Raw genomic sequence first — 15,171 nt, forward strand, 5'->3', positions numbered from 1 at the left:
CCAATTCCCTAACTTGACATCAATGTCAAGTTAGGGGAAAGCTACAAGTTTTCCTCGTGCTGTTCAAATAATGTAACGAAGTTATAAATTCTGACAGTGCGACAAAAACTTGTCAATCTAGGATAAAACGGCTAGGCAGGATTCATACTAGGATAGAACGATATAGGGAGGGATTTAGATGGAAACCTTTTATGCCAACGCCGAGGAACTTTGGGAGAAGCTCCAGGAGCATGGCGGCGTTTTAATTCGGGATTTTGAACTGTCTCATTATGGTGATGAGGATAGTGCCGCTGGTTACGTACTCCTCTATAAAGGGCTTACTCACGATATTCATCGCGTCAATAAAACCGTGGAAATGTTGTATAACAAGCTGGTCTCGGCCGGTTTCGAACATAATTTGGAGTTGACTTACCGTAACATCGATCGACCTGACAAGTATAATGGAGCAAAGAAGGAAGCTGTCATTGAGCTTTATCCGGGTTTGCATATGGGGGAAGCTGGTGAGTTTGAGGAGTCGGAAGAAAACCTTTAATACACCGTGAACAGAAGTCCTCTAATCGAGGGCTTTTTCTTGTACCAGTTTTCTTGTTGCCTATCTGTTCTCATATCGGTATAGTTATATCATGAACTAGATAAAGGAGAGAGAACATTGGCGCAGTTTGAGCAAGTCACCGTGATGAAAGAGGCAAATATTTACTTTGAGGGTAAGGTAACCAGCCGTACTGTATTGTTTGCAGACGGAACGAAAAAAACTTTAGGTATCATGATGCCTGGGGAATACGAGTTTGGAACAAGCGAAAAGGAAATTATGGAAATTGCTGCGGGAGAACTAGATGTACTGCTTCCTGGTGAAACGGATTGGAAAAGCTTTCGTGCCGGTACGCAATTTACCGTGCCTGCAAACGCATCGTTCAAGTTGAAGGTATATCGAGTTACTGATTATTGCTGCTCCTATATTAAGGAATAGCGGACAAAAGACTAGCCACCTGCGTTGTTGGCTAGTCTTTTTATATTGCTTCCAAACGGATATTATGAGTTAAGCCAAGTTTTCTTTGTGGATTCTCTTAAGCAGATATGGTATGATAACTGCGAAAAATGTTCCCTTCCTATAAGGAGGCCTATTTATTATGGGTATTGCTGAATTAAACAACTTAACGGTTCCACTATTTGTTATTGGTGCGATCGCCATCCTTTTGGCAGGATCGTTCTTTAGCTTTGGCGTTTTGCGTCTTTTTCAGAAGCGATTCTTCCAAGGTGCTTTGTCAATTGTACTTGCTGTCGTTAGCTTTGTGGCTCTACTGGTTTATGTCGAGTGATAGCCGAATGGACAAAAGGGTGTCCACGGAGGTGGAATAGCCCTTTTATCCGATATTCTACCGCTCGTTCAATTGAATAGCCTTGATATTCTAGGTGTTCCATCCGTTACATGGAACACCTTTTTGCATAGGTAGCGTTTGGTAATTTTTTTCATCTTGCAAGTTCTCCTATAGTTCGCATAAAATAAGAACAAATGTTCCTTTTTAGAAAGGATAGGTGAACTATGTTTGATTATAGTCAAATGCCTAAACGCTCTATCCTTATGCTGGATGCCAAGAGTTTTTATGCTTCCGCACATTGTTCGCTGCTTGGGCTAGATCCCTTGACCGCCTACTTGGCTGTCGTTGGCGATCCAGAGAGGAGCGGTTCCATCATTCTTGCAGCCTCAGCCGCATTAAAGAGAGATTTTGGAGTGAAAAATGTTTCGCGGTTCTTTGAATTGCCCCGAGATCCCCGAATCCAGATTGTCAAAGCGAAGATGTCCAAATACTTAGAGATCAGTTTAGAATTAACGAAGATCCTCGGGCGTTTTGCCCCCTTTGATAGCATTATGCAGTACTCGGTCGATGAAGCGTGGATTGATGTCACGGGAACGGAAAAGCTTTTCGGTGAAAAATGGTCTGTAGCTAGAAAAATTAAGCAAACCATTTGGGAGGAGCTGCGGATTCCCTTAGCGATCGGGATTGGGCCCAATATGCTAATGGCCAAAGTTTGTTTGGATTTAGATGCCAAGAAAGCGCCGGAAGGAATTGCCGAATGGACTTTTGAGGATCTGCCTGCGAGGCTGTGGCCCCATCCGGTCAAGGATATGTGGGGGATTGGGTCGCGCATGGAACGAAACCTAAACCGGATGGGCATTCGTACGATTGGCCAGTTGGCTGAATTTGAGGTTTCCCTGCTGGAGAACCGATTCGGCGTTATGGGGGTGCAGCTCTTCAACCATGCCTGGGGCATTGATTTTTCCCGTGTGCAGCCAAATTATAGCCAGACGCATAAAAGCTATGGAAACGGCGTCACCTTACTCCGCGACTATGTCAAGCCTTCGGAGATCAAGATTGTAATCCGCGAATTATGCGATGAAGTAACCACTCGGGCTCGCAAGGACCGAATGGCCGGTCGAACCATTTCTTTAGGGATTGGTTATTCCCACGATGCAATGGGGGGCTTCTCCCGCTCGCAGTCGATTGCTACGCCAACGAACCTAGAGGATGAGGTTTATGCCGTTTGCCTTCAGTTGTTCGATACGCACTATACTTTAGGGGAAGAAGTTCGAAACATATACGTGTCCTTGTCCAATCTCAGTCCGGACCAGGAAATTCAGTTGGATATGTTCAGCTATAAGACAAGGGAGAAAAAGAGAAGCTTAGCTTTTGCCGTGGATCAGATCCGCGATTCATTCGGACCGACTTCCATTATCAAGGCTTCCAGCTTGGTCGAAGGAGGTATCGCTTTAGAAAGAAGCGCAAAGATTGGAGGCCATTACGGATAAAAAGCAAGGTAAACCAATGGGGATTAATCGTTAATTGTCATAAGTTTAAATTTTCCAAAAAGGGTGTTGGAACGATCTTCCATGTTAAAATCTAGAAGATAGGAATTCGGGCGAAGGAACTGACAAAGAAACCAAGATCAAGGGAGAAAGGAAAGACTGCATGTATCCTCATGAAATTATCGTAAAGCTAGGAATGAGCGAATATATCCTTTGGCGATATTTGGAACAACGGCAATTCGTTATTCCTTCCATGGATGAAATGGTTAATCATTTTGGCAGACATCGGCGGACCATTAAAAACTGGTTAAAAAACTTAACTGAAAGCGGCTATATTCAAGGGAAAAAATCATAATGGCAAAAAGTCGCTTTCTTTATTGAGCAAGAAGGCATAAGAAGCGACTTTTCGTCTATAGACTGGAGGTAACATCATCTAGTTTCAAGATAAAGGCAAATTAACCTTTACAATGGAAAAACTAATCATTTCTGATACCGATTTTAAAATAGACCCCCAAAGATCTTAATCGCTACGTTCAGCCTTCAGCTCCTTAATGCCCCGTTTAAAAATTTCCAGCAGAACGTCATGTTGAGTTTTGCTTGATACATACTGCCGGATTTGTTCCAGCTCTTGTACCAAATGGGAATCTAAATGCAGATTTACCGTTTTTCCCTTTTCCTTGGCCGTGATTTCACACATTTCTCCCTGGCAATGAACTTCACCAGTAAAGCTTACATCCTTTTGATTCAATACCCGTGCATCAGGAACGAGAATGGTGTCACCTTCCAGCACGATTTTCTTTAGGTCGTTTGAAAAAGAAACCTCTATATTGTTGTTCTTTTCCTTATTTGTATTTTTAATCAATCGGGAAGCCTGCTGATTATCCAATGTATTTTCCAATGTTAGTGAAACCCTCATCTCAAACCACTCCTGCCCTGTCTCTATATCGGTTTAATCCATGATTCGGCTACCTGCTCAACCACCGAAAAACTTGTTTCCGTTTGCAACGTATAATAAAACTCGTCTTCCATCAATCCACTTTTCACAACAACGGCTGCCTCATCGAAGTTCGGATGTTTGGAATCACTGATGCGAACCCGGTCCAGAATATCAAACCTAGGGCGAATCAACGCTTTGTCAAACAGGAAACGGTATACCTGTTTCTTCGGATAAAGGAAGCGTTTTTTTCCTTGCTTGGTTTTTAAGGCCCAAAAAACCTCTTTTTCATCAATGACTTCACCTAGAAATCCCTGATCAGCCCAGCGCTTGATCGTAGACATATTGCTTTCTTTTCCCGTATGGTGATAAATGAGCTCTAAGATTTCACTGGAGGAAAGATAATGAGCCCTTTCTTTTTCCTGGTTTATTAATTCCTTCAATCGAAGCTTCAGCGATTGGAGAGAAGCCTGATCATCTGCCATTCGTTTTTCGATCACTGCGATCTGTTCTTCCAATTCCTTCCGAAGCAAAGAGATCTCATCGGCCTGGCTGCGGGTCATGCTATCCCTCCTTTCCAACTCATATTTACTAACTTTATTTTATCTCAAGAGATATCTAGATGAGAAGGGATGAAACCATAACGGGGCATACTTCCTCACAGGGAATGATTAAATATAAAAGGACTTAATTAATATAAATATTTTTACGGATTGATAAACAGAAAAAAATATATGGCGTTATTAATATATTGACATTATAACATTGGTAACATAAACTGAATATAATTAATTATCATTTAATTTTGAAAAATAATGAAGCGATGGCTCTGGATAACAGAGCTTGAACCTCATGTCGGACAGCCATCTTGATCAATAAGGACAAGGAGGTTAAGTGAAGTGGAAAAAGAAAATGTCTCCCCTATAGACAGCCTCTATGCCAACTTTTCCGAGGTTTTACCCGCACTCCGTGAAAAAGACGCGATGGATGAAGCTAACCGATGTTTGTATTGTTACGACGCTCCTTGCATAACAGCCTGCCCAACCGGAATCAATATCCCCCAATTTATTAAGAGAATCGCTCAAGGAAATATGAAAGGCGCCGCCAAAACCATTTTAGATGCCAACCCTGTGGGAGCCAGCTGCGCGCGGGTGTGCCCTACCGAGCTATTATGCGAGGGAGCTTGTGTCCTGAATGAAGCATCTAAGCCCATCCTGATTGGCATGCTGCAGCGCCATGCTACAGATTGGGCGATTGAGTCCAACGAGGTGCTCATTAAGCCAAGGGAATACAACGGAAAAAAGATAGCGGTCATCGGCAGCGGACCTGCAGGGTTATCCTCAGCAAGAGAGCTAGCGCGAAAGGGATATAAAGTCACGATCTTTGAAGCAAAGGAACAAGCTGGAGGATTGAATACCTATGGCATTGTATCTTTTCGTCTGCCTCAGAGCATTGCCCTATGGGAAGTAGAACAAGTAAGAAGAATGGGGGTAGAAATCCGAACAGACACTTGTGTAGGCGAGGACATCACCACAGAAGAGCTTATGAAGGAATATGACGCCATTGTGCTTGCAGTCGGGATGGGCAGTGTTCCTTCGCTAGGTATTGAAGGCGAGAACCTGCCCGGCGTTTTTGACGGCATCCAGCTTATTGAAGATACGAAGACAAAGCCGTTAGATGATCGCATGATGGGAGCCCGCGTCGTTGTCATCGGAGCAGGGAATACAGCCATAGATGCCGCCACCTGTTCGAAGCGTTTGGGAGCAGATAATGTTAAAATTCTTTACCGCCGGACAGTAAACGAGATGACAGCCTACCCGTTTGAATACGAATTCGCCAAGCAAGACGGGGTAGAGTTTCGCTGGCTCGTTACACCTAAGCGAATTCTTGGAAAAGGAAAAGTCCAGGCACTAGAGTGTATCCGAATGGAGCTGGGAGAACCGGATGCCCGGGGAAGACAAAAGCCTGTACCGATCCCAGGCTCAGAATTCACCCTGGAAGTTGATGCTGTAGTGACAGCGATCGGTCAGACGAGGCACTTGGAGCTCATTGAAGCGTTTGGTTTGACCCATACCCATGGCGTTATTGAAGTCGATCAGGAGACCTTCCAAACCTCACGGGCGAAGGTGTATGCAGCCGGGGATTGCATTTTTGGGGCTGGACGTGGGGAGGCCATGGTTGTGGAAGCAGCTCAACAGGGGAAATTAGTAGCGGTTGCTGTAGATCAAGCCCTTACTAAGGCGGACGCTGACCCGGAAGAGAAAGTTTCTTAGGATGCCACGAAAGAAGGAGGACCTTAACCTATGGCGGATTTGCGAATCAATATAGCGGGCATTCAGTCTCCGAATCCATTCTGGCTTGCATCAGCCCCTCCAACGAATACCGGCTACCAAGTTATGCGTGCTTTTGAAGCCGGATGGGGAGGAGCTGTCTGGAAAACGTTAGGCGAACCGATTGTCAATGTTACCTCACGGTTTGCCGCCCTTCACTTCAATGGGCAGCGTGTAGCAGGCTTTAATAATATTGAGCTCATCACAGATCGCCCCCTCGATGTCAACCTTAAAGAAATGTACGAAACGAAGAAAAGATTTCCTAAACACACTTTAATTGCATCCCTTATGGTGGAGCCTCAACGTGAGAAATGGCATGAGATCGTAAAGAGGGTAGAAGATGTCGGCGTTGATGGACTTGAACTGAATTTCGGCTGTCCCCATGGCATGGCGGAACGGGGGATGGGTTCTGCAGTAGGCCAACAGCCCGATTTAATCCGGCAGCAGACGGAATGGGTTAAGGAGGCAGCTCAAACGCCCGTTATCGTCAAGCTTACCCCTAACATTACCGATATTCGCTTTACCGCAAGAGCAGCCGCTCAAGGCGGTGCAGACGCCATATCGATGATCAATACGATTAACAGTTTGATGGGAGTCGATCTGGATACTTGGAATACAATCCCGCATGTGGACGGAAAAGGGGCACACGGGGGCTACTGTGGACCGGCAGTCAAGCCTATATCATTAAATATGGTCGCGGAGTGCGCAAGAGATCCCTTAGTGGGTATTCCGATATCCGGAATAGGCGGAATTTCCACCTGGAAGGATGCCGTAGAGTATTTGCTTGTGGGAGCCTCGGGTGTGCAGGTTTGTACAGCAGCAATGCACCATGGCTTCCGAATCGTAGAGGATATGATTGATGGATTGAACAATTACTTGGATGCTATGGGTATTGAATCCGTTATGGATATCGTGGGCAAGACCGTAGAAAGGTACGAAGACTGGGGGGATTTGAACTTAAATTATAAGATCGTCGCACGGATAAACCATGATTTATGCATCAACTGCAACAAATGCCATATTGCTTGCGAAGATACCTCTCATCAATGCATAGAGCGCGTACCGAATGCCAATGGAAAAGAACGTTTAGTCGTCAGGGAAGAGGATTGTGTCGGCTGTAATCTTTGTTCGATTGTTTGCCCGGTCGAAGATTGCATCGAGATGGTCGAAGTAGACAGCGGAAAGCCTCCATTGACCTGGAATGAGCGACAAGCGGCGCTTTCCAGCCCATCGAACGATTCAAAAACAGGATGATCTTATTTTCTTTTTAAAAAAGGGGGAAGGGGCCATGAGCAAAATCATTAAGGGCGGTACGATTGTTACTGCAACGGACCGCTACCAAGCCGATGTTCTTATAGAGGGCGATAGGATTGTAAGCATTGCTAAGAGCATAGATCTTCCCGGCGCAGAAGTAATTGATGCGAAAGGCTGTTATGTCTTTCCTGGCGGTATTGACCCACACACCCACTTGGAAATGCCATTCGGGGGAACGACAACGGCAGATGATTTTGAAACAGGCACGAAAGCCGCGGCATTTGGAGGCACAACCTCCATTATCGATTTCTGCTTGACTTCGAAAGGCAAACCGATTAAGGAGGCTATAGATGCTTGGCACGCCAAGGCTGAAGGAAAATCCGTTATAGACTACGGATTTCACTTAATGATTTCGGAAATGAATGAGCAGGTCATCGAGCAGCTCCCTAAAGTGATCAGTGAAGAAGGAATTACCTCTCTCAAGGTGTTCATGGCATATAAAAATGTCTTTCAATGCGATGACGATATTCTCTATCAGACCCTGCTGAAGGCGAAGGAGCTCGGCGCACTCGTTCAAGTCCATGCCGAAAACGGAGATGTTATTGATTTCTTAACTAAAAAAGCTTTAGCTGACGGGAATATAGAGCCTATTTATCATGCACTTACCCGACCTCCCGAAGTGGAAGGAGAAGCTACAGGAAGGGCGATCGCCCTAACGGCTCTTGCCAATTCTCAGCTTTACGTTGTTCACGTTTCCTGTGCAGATGCAGTAGAAAAGATTGCGGAAGCGCGGAAAAAAGGCTTCCAGGTATGGGGAGAAACCTGTCCCCAATACCTGGCACTCGACATAACCTACTTGCAAAAGCCGGATTTTGAGGGAGCGAAGTATGTTTGGTCTCCTCCCCTCAGGGAAAAGCATCACCAGGAGGCTCTGTGGAGCGCCTTAAAGAATGGACATCTGCAAACGGTTGGCTCTGACCAATGCTCCTTTAACTTCAAAGGTCAAAAGGATCTTGGGAAGGACGACTTCACGAAGATTCCCAATGGAGGTCCACTGATTGAGGATCGCCTGAGTATTCTTTATTCAGAGGGGGTTCACCGTGGACGAATCAGCATTCACCAATTTGTAGATGCGGTATCGACAAAGGTGGCGAAGCTGTTTGGCATGTTCCCGCAGAAAGGAACGATTGCCGTCGGCAGTGATGCGGACATTGTTATATTTGACCCTAGAGTCGAGCGGGTGATCTCTGCGGAAACTCACCATATGAATGTAGATTATAATCCTTTTGAAGGAATGAAGGTAGTCGGGGAAGTGATTTCTGTTTTATCCCGAGGAGAATTTGTTGTCCGTGAAAAACAATTTGTAGGCAGTCCTGGTTATGGAAAGTTCTTGCGCAGGAATACCTATTCCATGTAGAGAGGGGAAGGGGAATGTCTAGCCAAACCGTAAAAATTGGCCTCATTCAAGCAACTCATGACGTCCATGGGGATGAAGCAGTTCAGGTCCACAAGGATCAGGCGATAGCCAAACACTTAAAGCTAGTCGATGACGCTGTCGCAAAAGGTGCGAAAATTGTCTGCTTACAAGAAATCTTCTATGGTCCCTATTTTTGCACCGAGCAAAATTCAAAATGGTACGCTTCAGCAGAAGCCATACCAGATGGACCAACGACAAAGCTATTTCAAGAAGTAGCCAAGAAAAATCAAATTGTGATTGTTCTTCCTATCTATGAAAAGGTAGCCGAAGGCGTTTATTATAATACGGCAGCTGTCATTGATGCCGATGGCAGCTATCTGGGGAAATACAGGAAACAGCATATTCCACAGGTTCAAGCGGGTCCGAAGCCCAATGGATTCTGGGAAAAATATTATTTTAAACCGGGCAACCTTGGCTATCCGGTATTTGATACCGCCTACGCAAAAATCGGGGTCTATATCTGCTATGATCGCCATTTCCCGGAAGGAGCACGTCTGCTAGGGTTAAATGGTGCAGAAATTGTCTTTAATCCTTCCGCTACGGTAGCCGGGTTATCGGAGTACTTATGGAAACTAGAGCAGCCCGCGCATGCCGTCGCCAACGGTTATTATCTTGGGGCCATAAATCGCGTAGGGTTCGAGGCACCTTGGAATATGGGAGAGTTTTATGGACAGTCCTATCTGGTAGATCCAAGAGGAAAGTTTGTTGCGGAAGGAACCCGAAATGAGAGTGGCGTAATCATCGGAGACATGGATCGAAATGTAATCCGCGAAGTACGAGATTTGTGGCAATTTTATCGGGATCGCCGGCCGGAAACCTATGGCGATATGACGAAATTATTGCCATAGATGAACAAGCAGGGAGCTAAACTCCCTGCTGTTTTCATTTTTTATAAAAAACATGGTGAAAAAAGGAAATTTTTCTGCGAGGAAAGGAATTTTAGACGAATTTAACGAATAAAAAAAGAGTGGGGAGTCATATTGAAAGGGTGGTGCAGCCTTTTTGGAATTCATAGTCTACCGAGGTATTGATTATGCTGAAGCTTGTAAGGTCGTAAACCAACAGAAATATCAGAGTGAAGAACGAAAGCACTTTCTTCACGGACTTTCCGCCAAGGCTGTATTTGGCTCAGGTTTATATCTGGTAAGTGATCTGCTTGTTGCTGTAGAATATGCCTTCTGCCACGCTGAAGCTTCCAATCAAAAAGCTGCGGTATTACGCCAACAGCTCCACATGGACAACCCCATCCAATTAAGTGGTCCGGAAGGCGAAGGACTCTTAAGGGAAAAAGCTTTAAACTGGAAACATCCGGAAGGCTACTCATTCGAGGTCACCCCCCCTGTTCAAGAGTATATTTCTTGGTCAGGCCGCATCATCAAGGAGTATTTGCTTTCCAACGGATACGACGGAATACAATATTGTCTTCATGAACATTTTACATACTTTGTTTCCTACTATCCCGAACAACATGTCACAGATATTCGAGTAGAACTCGTGTTTGATCTGGATGATATCCAAATTACACGATCATCAAGAAAGCTTGGCTAACGCCAGTTCTCTAATTTCACCCCTAATGTCGAGCTACGGAAAAACTCTGACAGTAGAAAAAAGGCTATCCCAACACCAATAATACGGGATAGCCTTTTTAGCAAATCATTAATCTGCAATCGTTGCTGCCGTTCTTTCCTGAGCTGAGGAGGAGGTTACTCGAGTAATCGAATCATAGTAGTCAGTAGTGATGATGCTATCATGGTCTTTCATAAAATAACTATAAGTAATTCCTGAAACAAATAATCCTACAAACCACGCATTCTCCCATAGAAAAGCCATCCCTGGAATGAACTTGCCAAGCAAGGATACTCCAATTCCAATCACCAAAGCAGAAATCGCTCGATTGTTAAAGCCTGTTCCATAGTCATATCTGCTATTTTTTCGGTAGAGATCAACCAAGTCAAGCTTTCTCTTACGAACAAGCCAATAATCGGCTATCGCAATTCCCTCAATGGGTCCGAGCAGAGCTCCGTAGGTACCTAACCATACAAATAAATAATTACCGAAGTTCTCCAGCAAATACCAAGGCTGCATCAGGATGGCTACAATTCCCGTAATCACGGCCCCCATGCCAAATGTAATCTTCCGAGGCAAAATGTTCTCGATGGCGCGAGCAGGGGCAACGATATTGGCTGCAACATTCGTTGTCAATGTAGCAAGGACAATTCCAATGGTACCAAGGAAAATAACAAAGGGCGGAAATTTAGCCAGCAAAATAGTAGGGTCCCAGATCGCTTCCCCAAAAATCAACACTGTTGCGGAGGCCACGGCGACACCAATGAAAGAGAATCCGCCCATTGTGGTAGGAAGGGATAAACTCTGTCCCAGGATTTGCGCCTTTTGGCTTTTGGCATAGCGGCAAAAATCCGGGATGTTCAGGGCTAACGTTGCCCAAAAGGCAACAGCTCCCGTTAAAGCTGGGAAGAAGATCTTCATGAAATCGGCTGTTGTCTGAAATTGAGAAGGGGCAGAGAGCATCGGGCCAAATCCGCCAGCTGAGGTTACGGCCCAACCCAGAAGAGCAAGAGCCATAAGTATCAGAATGGGGGCAGCCCACGCTTCCATAATCCGTATCGCTTCCGGACCATAATAGGCTATCACTACATTTAAGGCCCAAAAGATAGCGAAGGCGATTCCAGTGTGCCCCGGAATATTGGCCCAGCCTGTCATGGAGCTTAGAAGAGCATCTAGTGCCGCCCCGCCGAACCAGCAGTTAATGCCAAACCAGCCTGCTCCTACAAGAGCCCGCGCCAGAGAGGGGATATGAGCGCCTTTGGAACCAAACCACAAGCGAGCAAACACAGGATAAGGGATACCAAACTTCGTACCAGCATGTGAATTTAATAGGATGGGAATAAGAACGATTACGTTGCCAAGTACGATAGTCAGAATGGCTTGCCACCAGTTCATTCCGAGTGAAATTAACCCTGCTGCCATGGTGTAAGTAGGAATGCAAATGGACATTCCGATCCAAAGGCTCGCAAAGTTGTAGCCCGTCCAGTGATGTTCCTCTTCTGTAGTTGGTCTTAAGTCATCATTCCAAAGCGGACTATCTGTAATCAGTGCTTCACCCTCTCCGGTTAACGTAACGATGCCGTTCCGTTCCATCTGAGTCTGCATATTCGGCCCCCTTTAGACAATATTTGATTTCAGTAATTATTATATTCCTATTTGTTGTAAAATTCAATATTTTTTGGTATATTATTTAACAGATAATCCAATTTTAGATTCTTTTTGTATATATTTATAAAGGGAATCATTTCTCTAAAAACGCTTTATTGATTACAACAGATATATTCCAACAACCCCACGTGAAAATTTATAATTCTCTGCAATTGACACGTTACTAGAAAATGCAAATTTACTAGGGAGGAACGATATGAGAAGCAAGAACAACGCAGATCGATTAAAAAATTATATTCGGGGCCAATGGCTAGAAGCCCAAACAGAGATGTACGAGGATGTGCCGAATCCGGCAACAAATGAACTGCTGTCACGCGTACCCCTATCAGGGAAAGAGGACCTGAACGCTGCGGTGCATGCGGCAAAGGATGCTTTCCAGTCATGGAGCGAAACGCCCGTTATAGAACGAGCAAGGGTTATGTTCCGCTTTCAGCATTTACTTTTCCAGCATCAAGATGAGTTAGCCCGTATGATTACGCTGGAGAATGGAAAAAATCTTGCAGAAGCTCAAGCGGAGCTTTTGAGAGCCATTGAAATGGTAGAATTTGCTGCTGGCATGCCCACTCTCCTGATGGGAGATTCCCTTCCCAATATAGCCCGAGAAGTAGATTCAGAAAATATCCGCATGCCCCTCGGTATTGTAGCGGGGATTTGTCCATTTAACTTTCCTGTCATGGTGCCGATGTGGATGTATCCTATCGCCATCACCGCAGGGAACACCTTCATTCTCAAACCATCTGAACGGACTCCCATGTCATCCATCCGCATTGCGGAATTATTAGAGCAGTCAGGCCTGCCTAAAGGAGTATTCAACATTGTCCATGGGGCTCATGATGTTGTCAATGGGCTGCTGGAACACGCGGATGTGAAAGCCATTTCGTTTGTGGGATCCCAACCGGTTGCGGAATACGTCTATAAAACAGGGGCTGCACATGGAAAACGAGTTCAGGCATTAGCTGGAGCAAAAAATCATCATCTTGTTATGCCGGATAGCAATCTCCGCAGAGCAGCCAAAACGATTGCTAGTGCCGCTTTCGGCTGTGCCGGAGAACGATGCATGGCAGCAAGCGTAGTCGTTGCTGTCAACGATATCGCTGACGAATTGGTCCACTGCCTAATAGAAGAATCTAGCGCTTTAAAGATAGGCAATGGCCTAGAACAAGGGATCGATCTGGGACCTGTGATCCGCTCTTCTCATCTCCAACGGGTTCATGATTATATCGAAAAAGGACTGACCCAGGGCGCTGCACTTGTCCGAGACGGGCGTCAGGATGTTGGAGAAATAGAGAAAGGCTACTTCCTTGGACCAACCATTTTTGATCATGCTCATCCCGAGATGGAGATTATTCGAGATGAGATATTTGCCCCGGTACTAAGTGTAAGTAGAGTAAAGGACTTTGAGGAAGGGCTGCAGGTTATTAGTCAGTCCCGCTATGGTAACGGAGCCTGCATCTATACAAATAGTGGCAGACTCGCCAGAGAGTTTGTCCAACGAGTCGATGCTGGGATGGTAGGGGTGAATGTCGGAGTCCCGGCACCGATGGGATTCTTCTCCTTTACGGGGTGGAAGCAATCTTTCTATGGTGATCTACACGCCAACGGAAAGGACGGAATTGAGTTTTTTACGAAAAAAAAGACAATCACATCTCGCTGGTTCGATGACGGAGACTTAAATATCGGTTCCCAGAAGACTTTTGTAAAATAATTTCTGCTATATATGCCTTTATGGCAATAGTTGTTGCAATATTTGAAAAAGGGGGCCAATAATTCAGTGAAACCTAATGACAAGGATACGCTGTTGGAAGCAGACCGGAAATATATGTGGCATCACATGTCACCCTATAATCCCAACCCAATGATCGTAAAAGGCGCAGAAGGAGCTTGGATTACCGATATTGATGGAAATCGCTATCTGGAAGGGATGTCAGGCCTTTGGTGTGTGAACATTGGCTTCGGGAACAAGGAATTGGCAGACGCAGCCTTTCAGCAACTGTGTCTGATGCCCTACTATCCACTAACCCAAAGCCATATTCCCGCTATCCAGCTAACGGAAAAGCTCAATCAATGGCTGGGAGGAGAGTATCGGATTTTTTTCTCGAATTCAGGTTCGGAAGCCAATGAGACGGCCTTTAAAATAGCACGCCAATATCATCATCAGAACGGTCAACCCGGTCGTTACAAGTTTATTTCGCGTTATCGGGCTTATCACGGAAATTCAATGGGGTCACTGGCGGCTACGGGCCAAGCAGAACGCAAGAAGAAATATGAACCTCTTGCGCCAGGATTTTCGCATGTGGCCCCGCCATATTGCTATCGATGCCCCTTTAATAAAACGTATGGCAGCTGTGAGCTAGAATGCGCTTCCGCTATCGACGATACGATCAACTGGGAAGGCGCTGAGACCGTTGCCGGTGTCATTATGGAACCGGTGATAACCGGAGGCGGCGTTATCGTACCGCCGCCAGAATATATGTCAAAGGTAAGAGACATTTGTGACAAACATGGGGTACTGCTTATTGTAGATGAGGTTATCTGTGGTTTTGGACGGTCTGGGAAGCCTTTTGGCCATCAGAATTTTGGAGTACAACCGGATATCGTAACGATGGCTAAGGGAATAACGAGTGCCTACCTTCCGCTATCCGCTACAGCGGTTCGGGAAGAGCTCACCCAGTCTTTCAAGGAACAGGGGACCCATCAGCACTTTCGGCATGTCAATACTTTTGGCGGAAATCCAGCTGCCTGTGCCTTGGCTCTCCGTAACCTTGAGTTAATCGAAGAGCATAATCTCGTAAAGCGAGCGGGGGAGTTAGGCGGCCAGCTAAGGGCAAAACTGGCTTCTCTTGAAGATCATCCTCATGTTGGGGATATCCGAAGTTTTGGATTTATGCTTGGGATCGAATTAGTGGAGAATCGCCAAAGCAAGAAACCAGCATCACCTGAGCTTGTGCTCCAGGTCATTGGAGAATGTAAAAAACGCGGGTTGATTATCGGAAGAAATGGGGATACTGTCCCAGGCTTTAATAATATCCTAACCTTGTCTCCGCCTTTTGTTGTTACTGATGAAGATCTGGAATTTATGGTTCAGACCTTGCTCCATGTCATGCAATCCATAGAATGGAAATGAAGGCTGACTCACTTG

Annotated in this window: 15 protein-coding genes; 12 read left to right on the top strand and 3 right to left on the bottom strand. The window is 45.5% G+C overall.

What is annotated here, in order from left to right; genetic code table 11:
- Nucleotides 1-178: 178 nt before the first annotated feature.
- The 5 genes from ABLT31_RS07580 to ABLT31_RS07600 all read left to right on the top strand — a co-directional run bounded on the left by ABLT31_RS07580 (nucleotide 179) and on the right by ABLT31_RS07600 (nucleotide 3,158).
- Complete coding sequence (locus ABLT31_RS07580) at nucleotides 179-532, top strand: hypothetical protein (protein WP_367750338.1); 354 nt, start codon at nucleotides 179-181, stop codon at nucleotides 530-532.
- Between the two features lie 117 nt (nucleotides 533-649).
- Nucleotides 650-967, top strand: coding sequence for a pyrimidine/purine nucleoside phosphorylase (ppnP, locus tag ABLT31_RS07585; protein ID WP_367750339.1), 318 nt, complete (start codon nucleotides 650-652; stop codon nucleotides 965-967).
- Between the two features lie 160 nt (nucleotides 968-1,127).
- Nucleotides 1,128-1,316 (top strand): hypothetical protein, encoded by a 189-nt coding sequence (locus ABLT31_RS07590; RefSeq protein WP_367750341.1) that lies wholly within the window; start codon nucleotides 1,128-1,130, stop codon nucleotides 1,314-1,316.
- 224 nt (nucleotides 1,317-1,540) lie between these two features.
- A complete protein-coding gene (locus ABLT31_RS07595) occupies nucleotides 1,541-2,806 on the top strand; it encodes a DNA polymerase IV (RefSeq protein WP_367750343.1) in 1,266 nt (421 codons plus the stop codon).
- Nucleotides 2,807-2,966: 160 nt separating this feature from the next.
- The gene (locus ABLT31_RS07600; RefSeq protein ID WP_367750344.1) at nucleotides 2,967-3,158 is read left to right on the top strand and encodes a helix-turn-helix domain-containing protein; all 192 of its coding nucleotides are present in this window, start codon (nucleotides 2,967-2,969) and stop codon (nucleotides 3,156-3,158) included.
- A 165-nt stretch (nucleotides 3,159-3,323) separates the two neighbouring features.
- Here the strand turns inward: ABLT31_RS07600 and ABLT31_RS07605 are convergent, their stop codons facing one another.
- Entirely contained in the window at nucleotides 3,324-3,719 is a 396-nt protein-coding gene (locus tag ABLT31_RS07605) for a hypothetical protein (RefSeq protein WP_367750346.1), read from the bottom strand.
- Nucleotides 3,720-3,742: 23 nt separating this feature from the next.
- Nucleotides 3,743-4,300, bottom strand: coding sequence for a hypothetical protein (locus ABLT31_RS07610; protein ID WP_367750348.1), 558 nt, complete (start codon nucleotides 4,298-4,300; stop codon nucleotides 3,743-3,745).
- A gap of 336 nt (nucleotides 4,301-4,636) precedes the next feature.
- Between ABLT31_RS07610 and ABLT31_RS07615 the strand changes: the two genes are divergently transcribed.
- The 5 genes from ABLT31_RS07615 (at nucleotide 4,637) to ABLT31_RS07635 (ending at nucleotide 10,346) form a co-directional block, all read left to right on the top strand.
- Nucleotides 4,637-6,010 (top strand): NAD(P)-dependent oxidoreductase, encoded by a 1,374-nt coding sequence (locus tag ABLT31_RS07615; RefSeq protein WP_367750350.1) that lies wholly within the window; start codon nucleotides 4,637-4,639, stop codon nucleotides 6,008-6,010.
- Nucleotides 6,011-6,040: 30 nt separating this feature from the next.
- Nucleotides 6,041-7,321: an NAD-dependent dihydropyrimidine dehydrogenase subunit PreA gene (gene preA, locus ABLT31_RS07620; protein ID WP_367750352.1), complete on the top strand. Its 1,281-nt coding sequence runs from the start codon at nucleotides 6,041-6,043 to the stop codon at nucleotides 7,319-7,321.
- Nucleotides 7,322-7,355: 34 nt separating this feature from the next.
- The gene (hydA, locus tag ABLT31_RS07625) at nucleotides 7,356-8,738 is read left to right on the top strand and encodes a dihydropyrimidinase (RefSeq protein WP_367750354.1); all 1,383 of its coding nucleotides are present in this window, start codon (nucleotides 7,356-7,358) and stop codon (nucleotides 8,736-8,738) included.
- A 14-nt stretch (nucleotides 8,739-8,752) separates the two neighbouring features.
- Nucleotides 8,753-9,646: a nitrilase-related carbon-nitrogen hydrolase gene (locus ABLT31_RS07630; RefSeq protein WP_367750356.1), complete on the top strand. Its 894-nt coding sequence runs from the start codon at nucleotides 8,753-8,755 to the stop codon at nucleotides 9,644-9,646.
- A 154-nt stretch (nucleotides 9,647-9,800) separates the two neighbouring features.
- The gene (locus tag ABLT31_RS07635) at nucleotides 9,801-10,346 is read left to right on the top strand and encodes a hypothetical protein (RefSeq protein ID WP_367750358.1); all 546 of its coding nucleotides are present in this window, start codon (nucleotides 9,801-9,803) and stop codon (nucleotides 10,344-10,346) included.
- Between the two features lie 108 nt (nucleotides 10,347-10,454).
- Here the strand turns inward: ABLT31_RS07635 and ABLT31_RS07640 are convergent, their stop codons facing one another.
- Entirely contained in the window at nucleotides 10,455-11,969 is a 1,515-nt protein-coding gene (locus tag ABLT31_RS07640; protein ID WP_367750360.1) for an NCS1 family nucleobase:cation symporter-1, read from the bottom strand.
- A gap of 259 nt (nucleotides 11,970-12,228) precedes the next feature.
- Between ABLT31_RS07640 and ABLT31_RS07645 the strand changes: the two genes are divergently transcribed.
- Complete coding sequence (locus ABLT31_RS07645; RefSeq protein ID WP_367750362.1) at nucleotides 12,229-13,737, top strand: CoA-acylating methylmalonate-semialdehyde dehydrogenase; 1,509 nt, start codon at nucleotides 12,229-12,231, stop codon at nucleotides 13,735-13,737.
- Nucleotides 13,738-13,803: 66 nt separating this feature from the next.
- On the top strand, nucleotides 13,804-15,156 hold the full coding sequence (locus tag ABLT31_RS07650) for an aspartate aminotransferase family protein (protein WP_367750364.1): 1,353 nt from the start codon (nucleotides 13,804-13,806) through the stop codon (nucleotides 15,154-15,156).
- Nucleotides 15,157-15,171: the final 15 nt, after the last annotated feature.

It is taken from the genome of Ammoniphilus soli (assembly GCF_040813775.1).

Excerpts from the sequence above, each read along its gene's own strand:
- ABLT31_RS07595 (WP_367750343.1), top strand. The coding sequence starts at position 1,541 with ATGTTTGATTATAGTCAAATGCCTAAACGCTCTATCCTTATGCTGGAT.
- ABLT31_RS07590 (WP_367750341.1), top strand. The coding sequence starts at position 1,128 with ATGGGTATTGCTGAATTAAACAACTTAACGGTTCCACTATTTGTTATT.
- ABLT31_RS07645 (WP_367750362.1), top strand. The coding sequence starts at position 12,229 with ATGAGAAGCAAGAACAACGCAGATCGATTAAAAAATTATATTCGGGGC.
- ABLT31_RS07600 (WP_367750344.1), top strand. The coding sequence starts at position 2,967 with ATGTATCCTCATGAAATTATCGTAAAGCTAGGAATGAGCGAATATATC.
- ABLT31_RS07630 (WP_367750356.1), top strand. The coding sequence starts at position 8,753 with ATGTCTAGCCAAACCGTAAAAATTGGCCTCATTCAAGCAACTCATGAC.
- hydA (WP_367750354.1), top strand. The coding sequence starts at position 7,356 with ATGAGCAAAATCATTAAGGGCGGTACGATTGTTACTGCAACGGACCGC.
- ABLT31_RS07610 (WP_367750348.1), bottom strand. The coding sequence starts at position 4,300 with ATGACCCGCAGCCAGGCCGATGAGATCTCTTTGCTTCGGAAGGAATTG.
- ABLT31_RS07580 (WP_367750338.1), top strand. The coding sequence starts at position 179 with ATGGAAACCTTTTATGCCAACGCCGAGGAACTTTGGGAGAAGCTCCAG.
- preA (WP_367750352.1), top strand. The coding sequence starts at position 6,041 with ATGGCGGATTTGCGAATCAATATAGCGGGCATTCAGTCTCCGAATCCA.
- ABLT31_RS07640 (WP_367750360.1), bottom strand. The coding sequence starts at position 11,969 with ATGCAGACTCAGATGGAACGGAACGGCATCGTTACGTTAACCGGAGAG.
- ABLT31_RS07605 (WP_367750346.1), bottom strand. The coding sequence starts at position 3,719 with ATGAGGGTTTCACTAACATTGGAAAATACATTGGATAATCAGCAGGCT.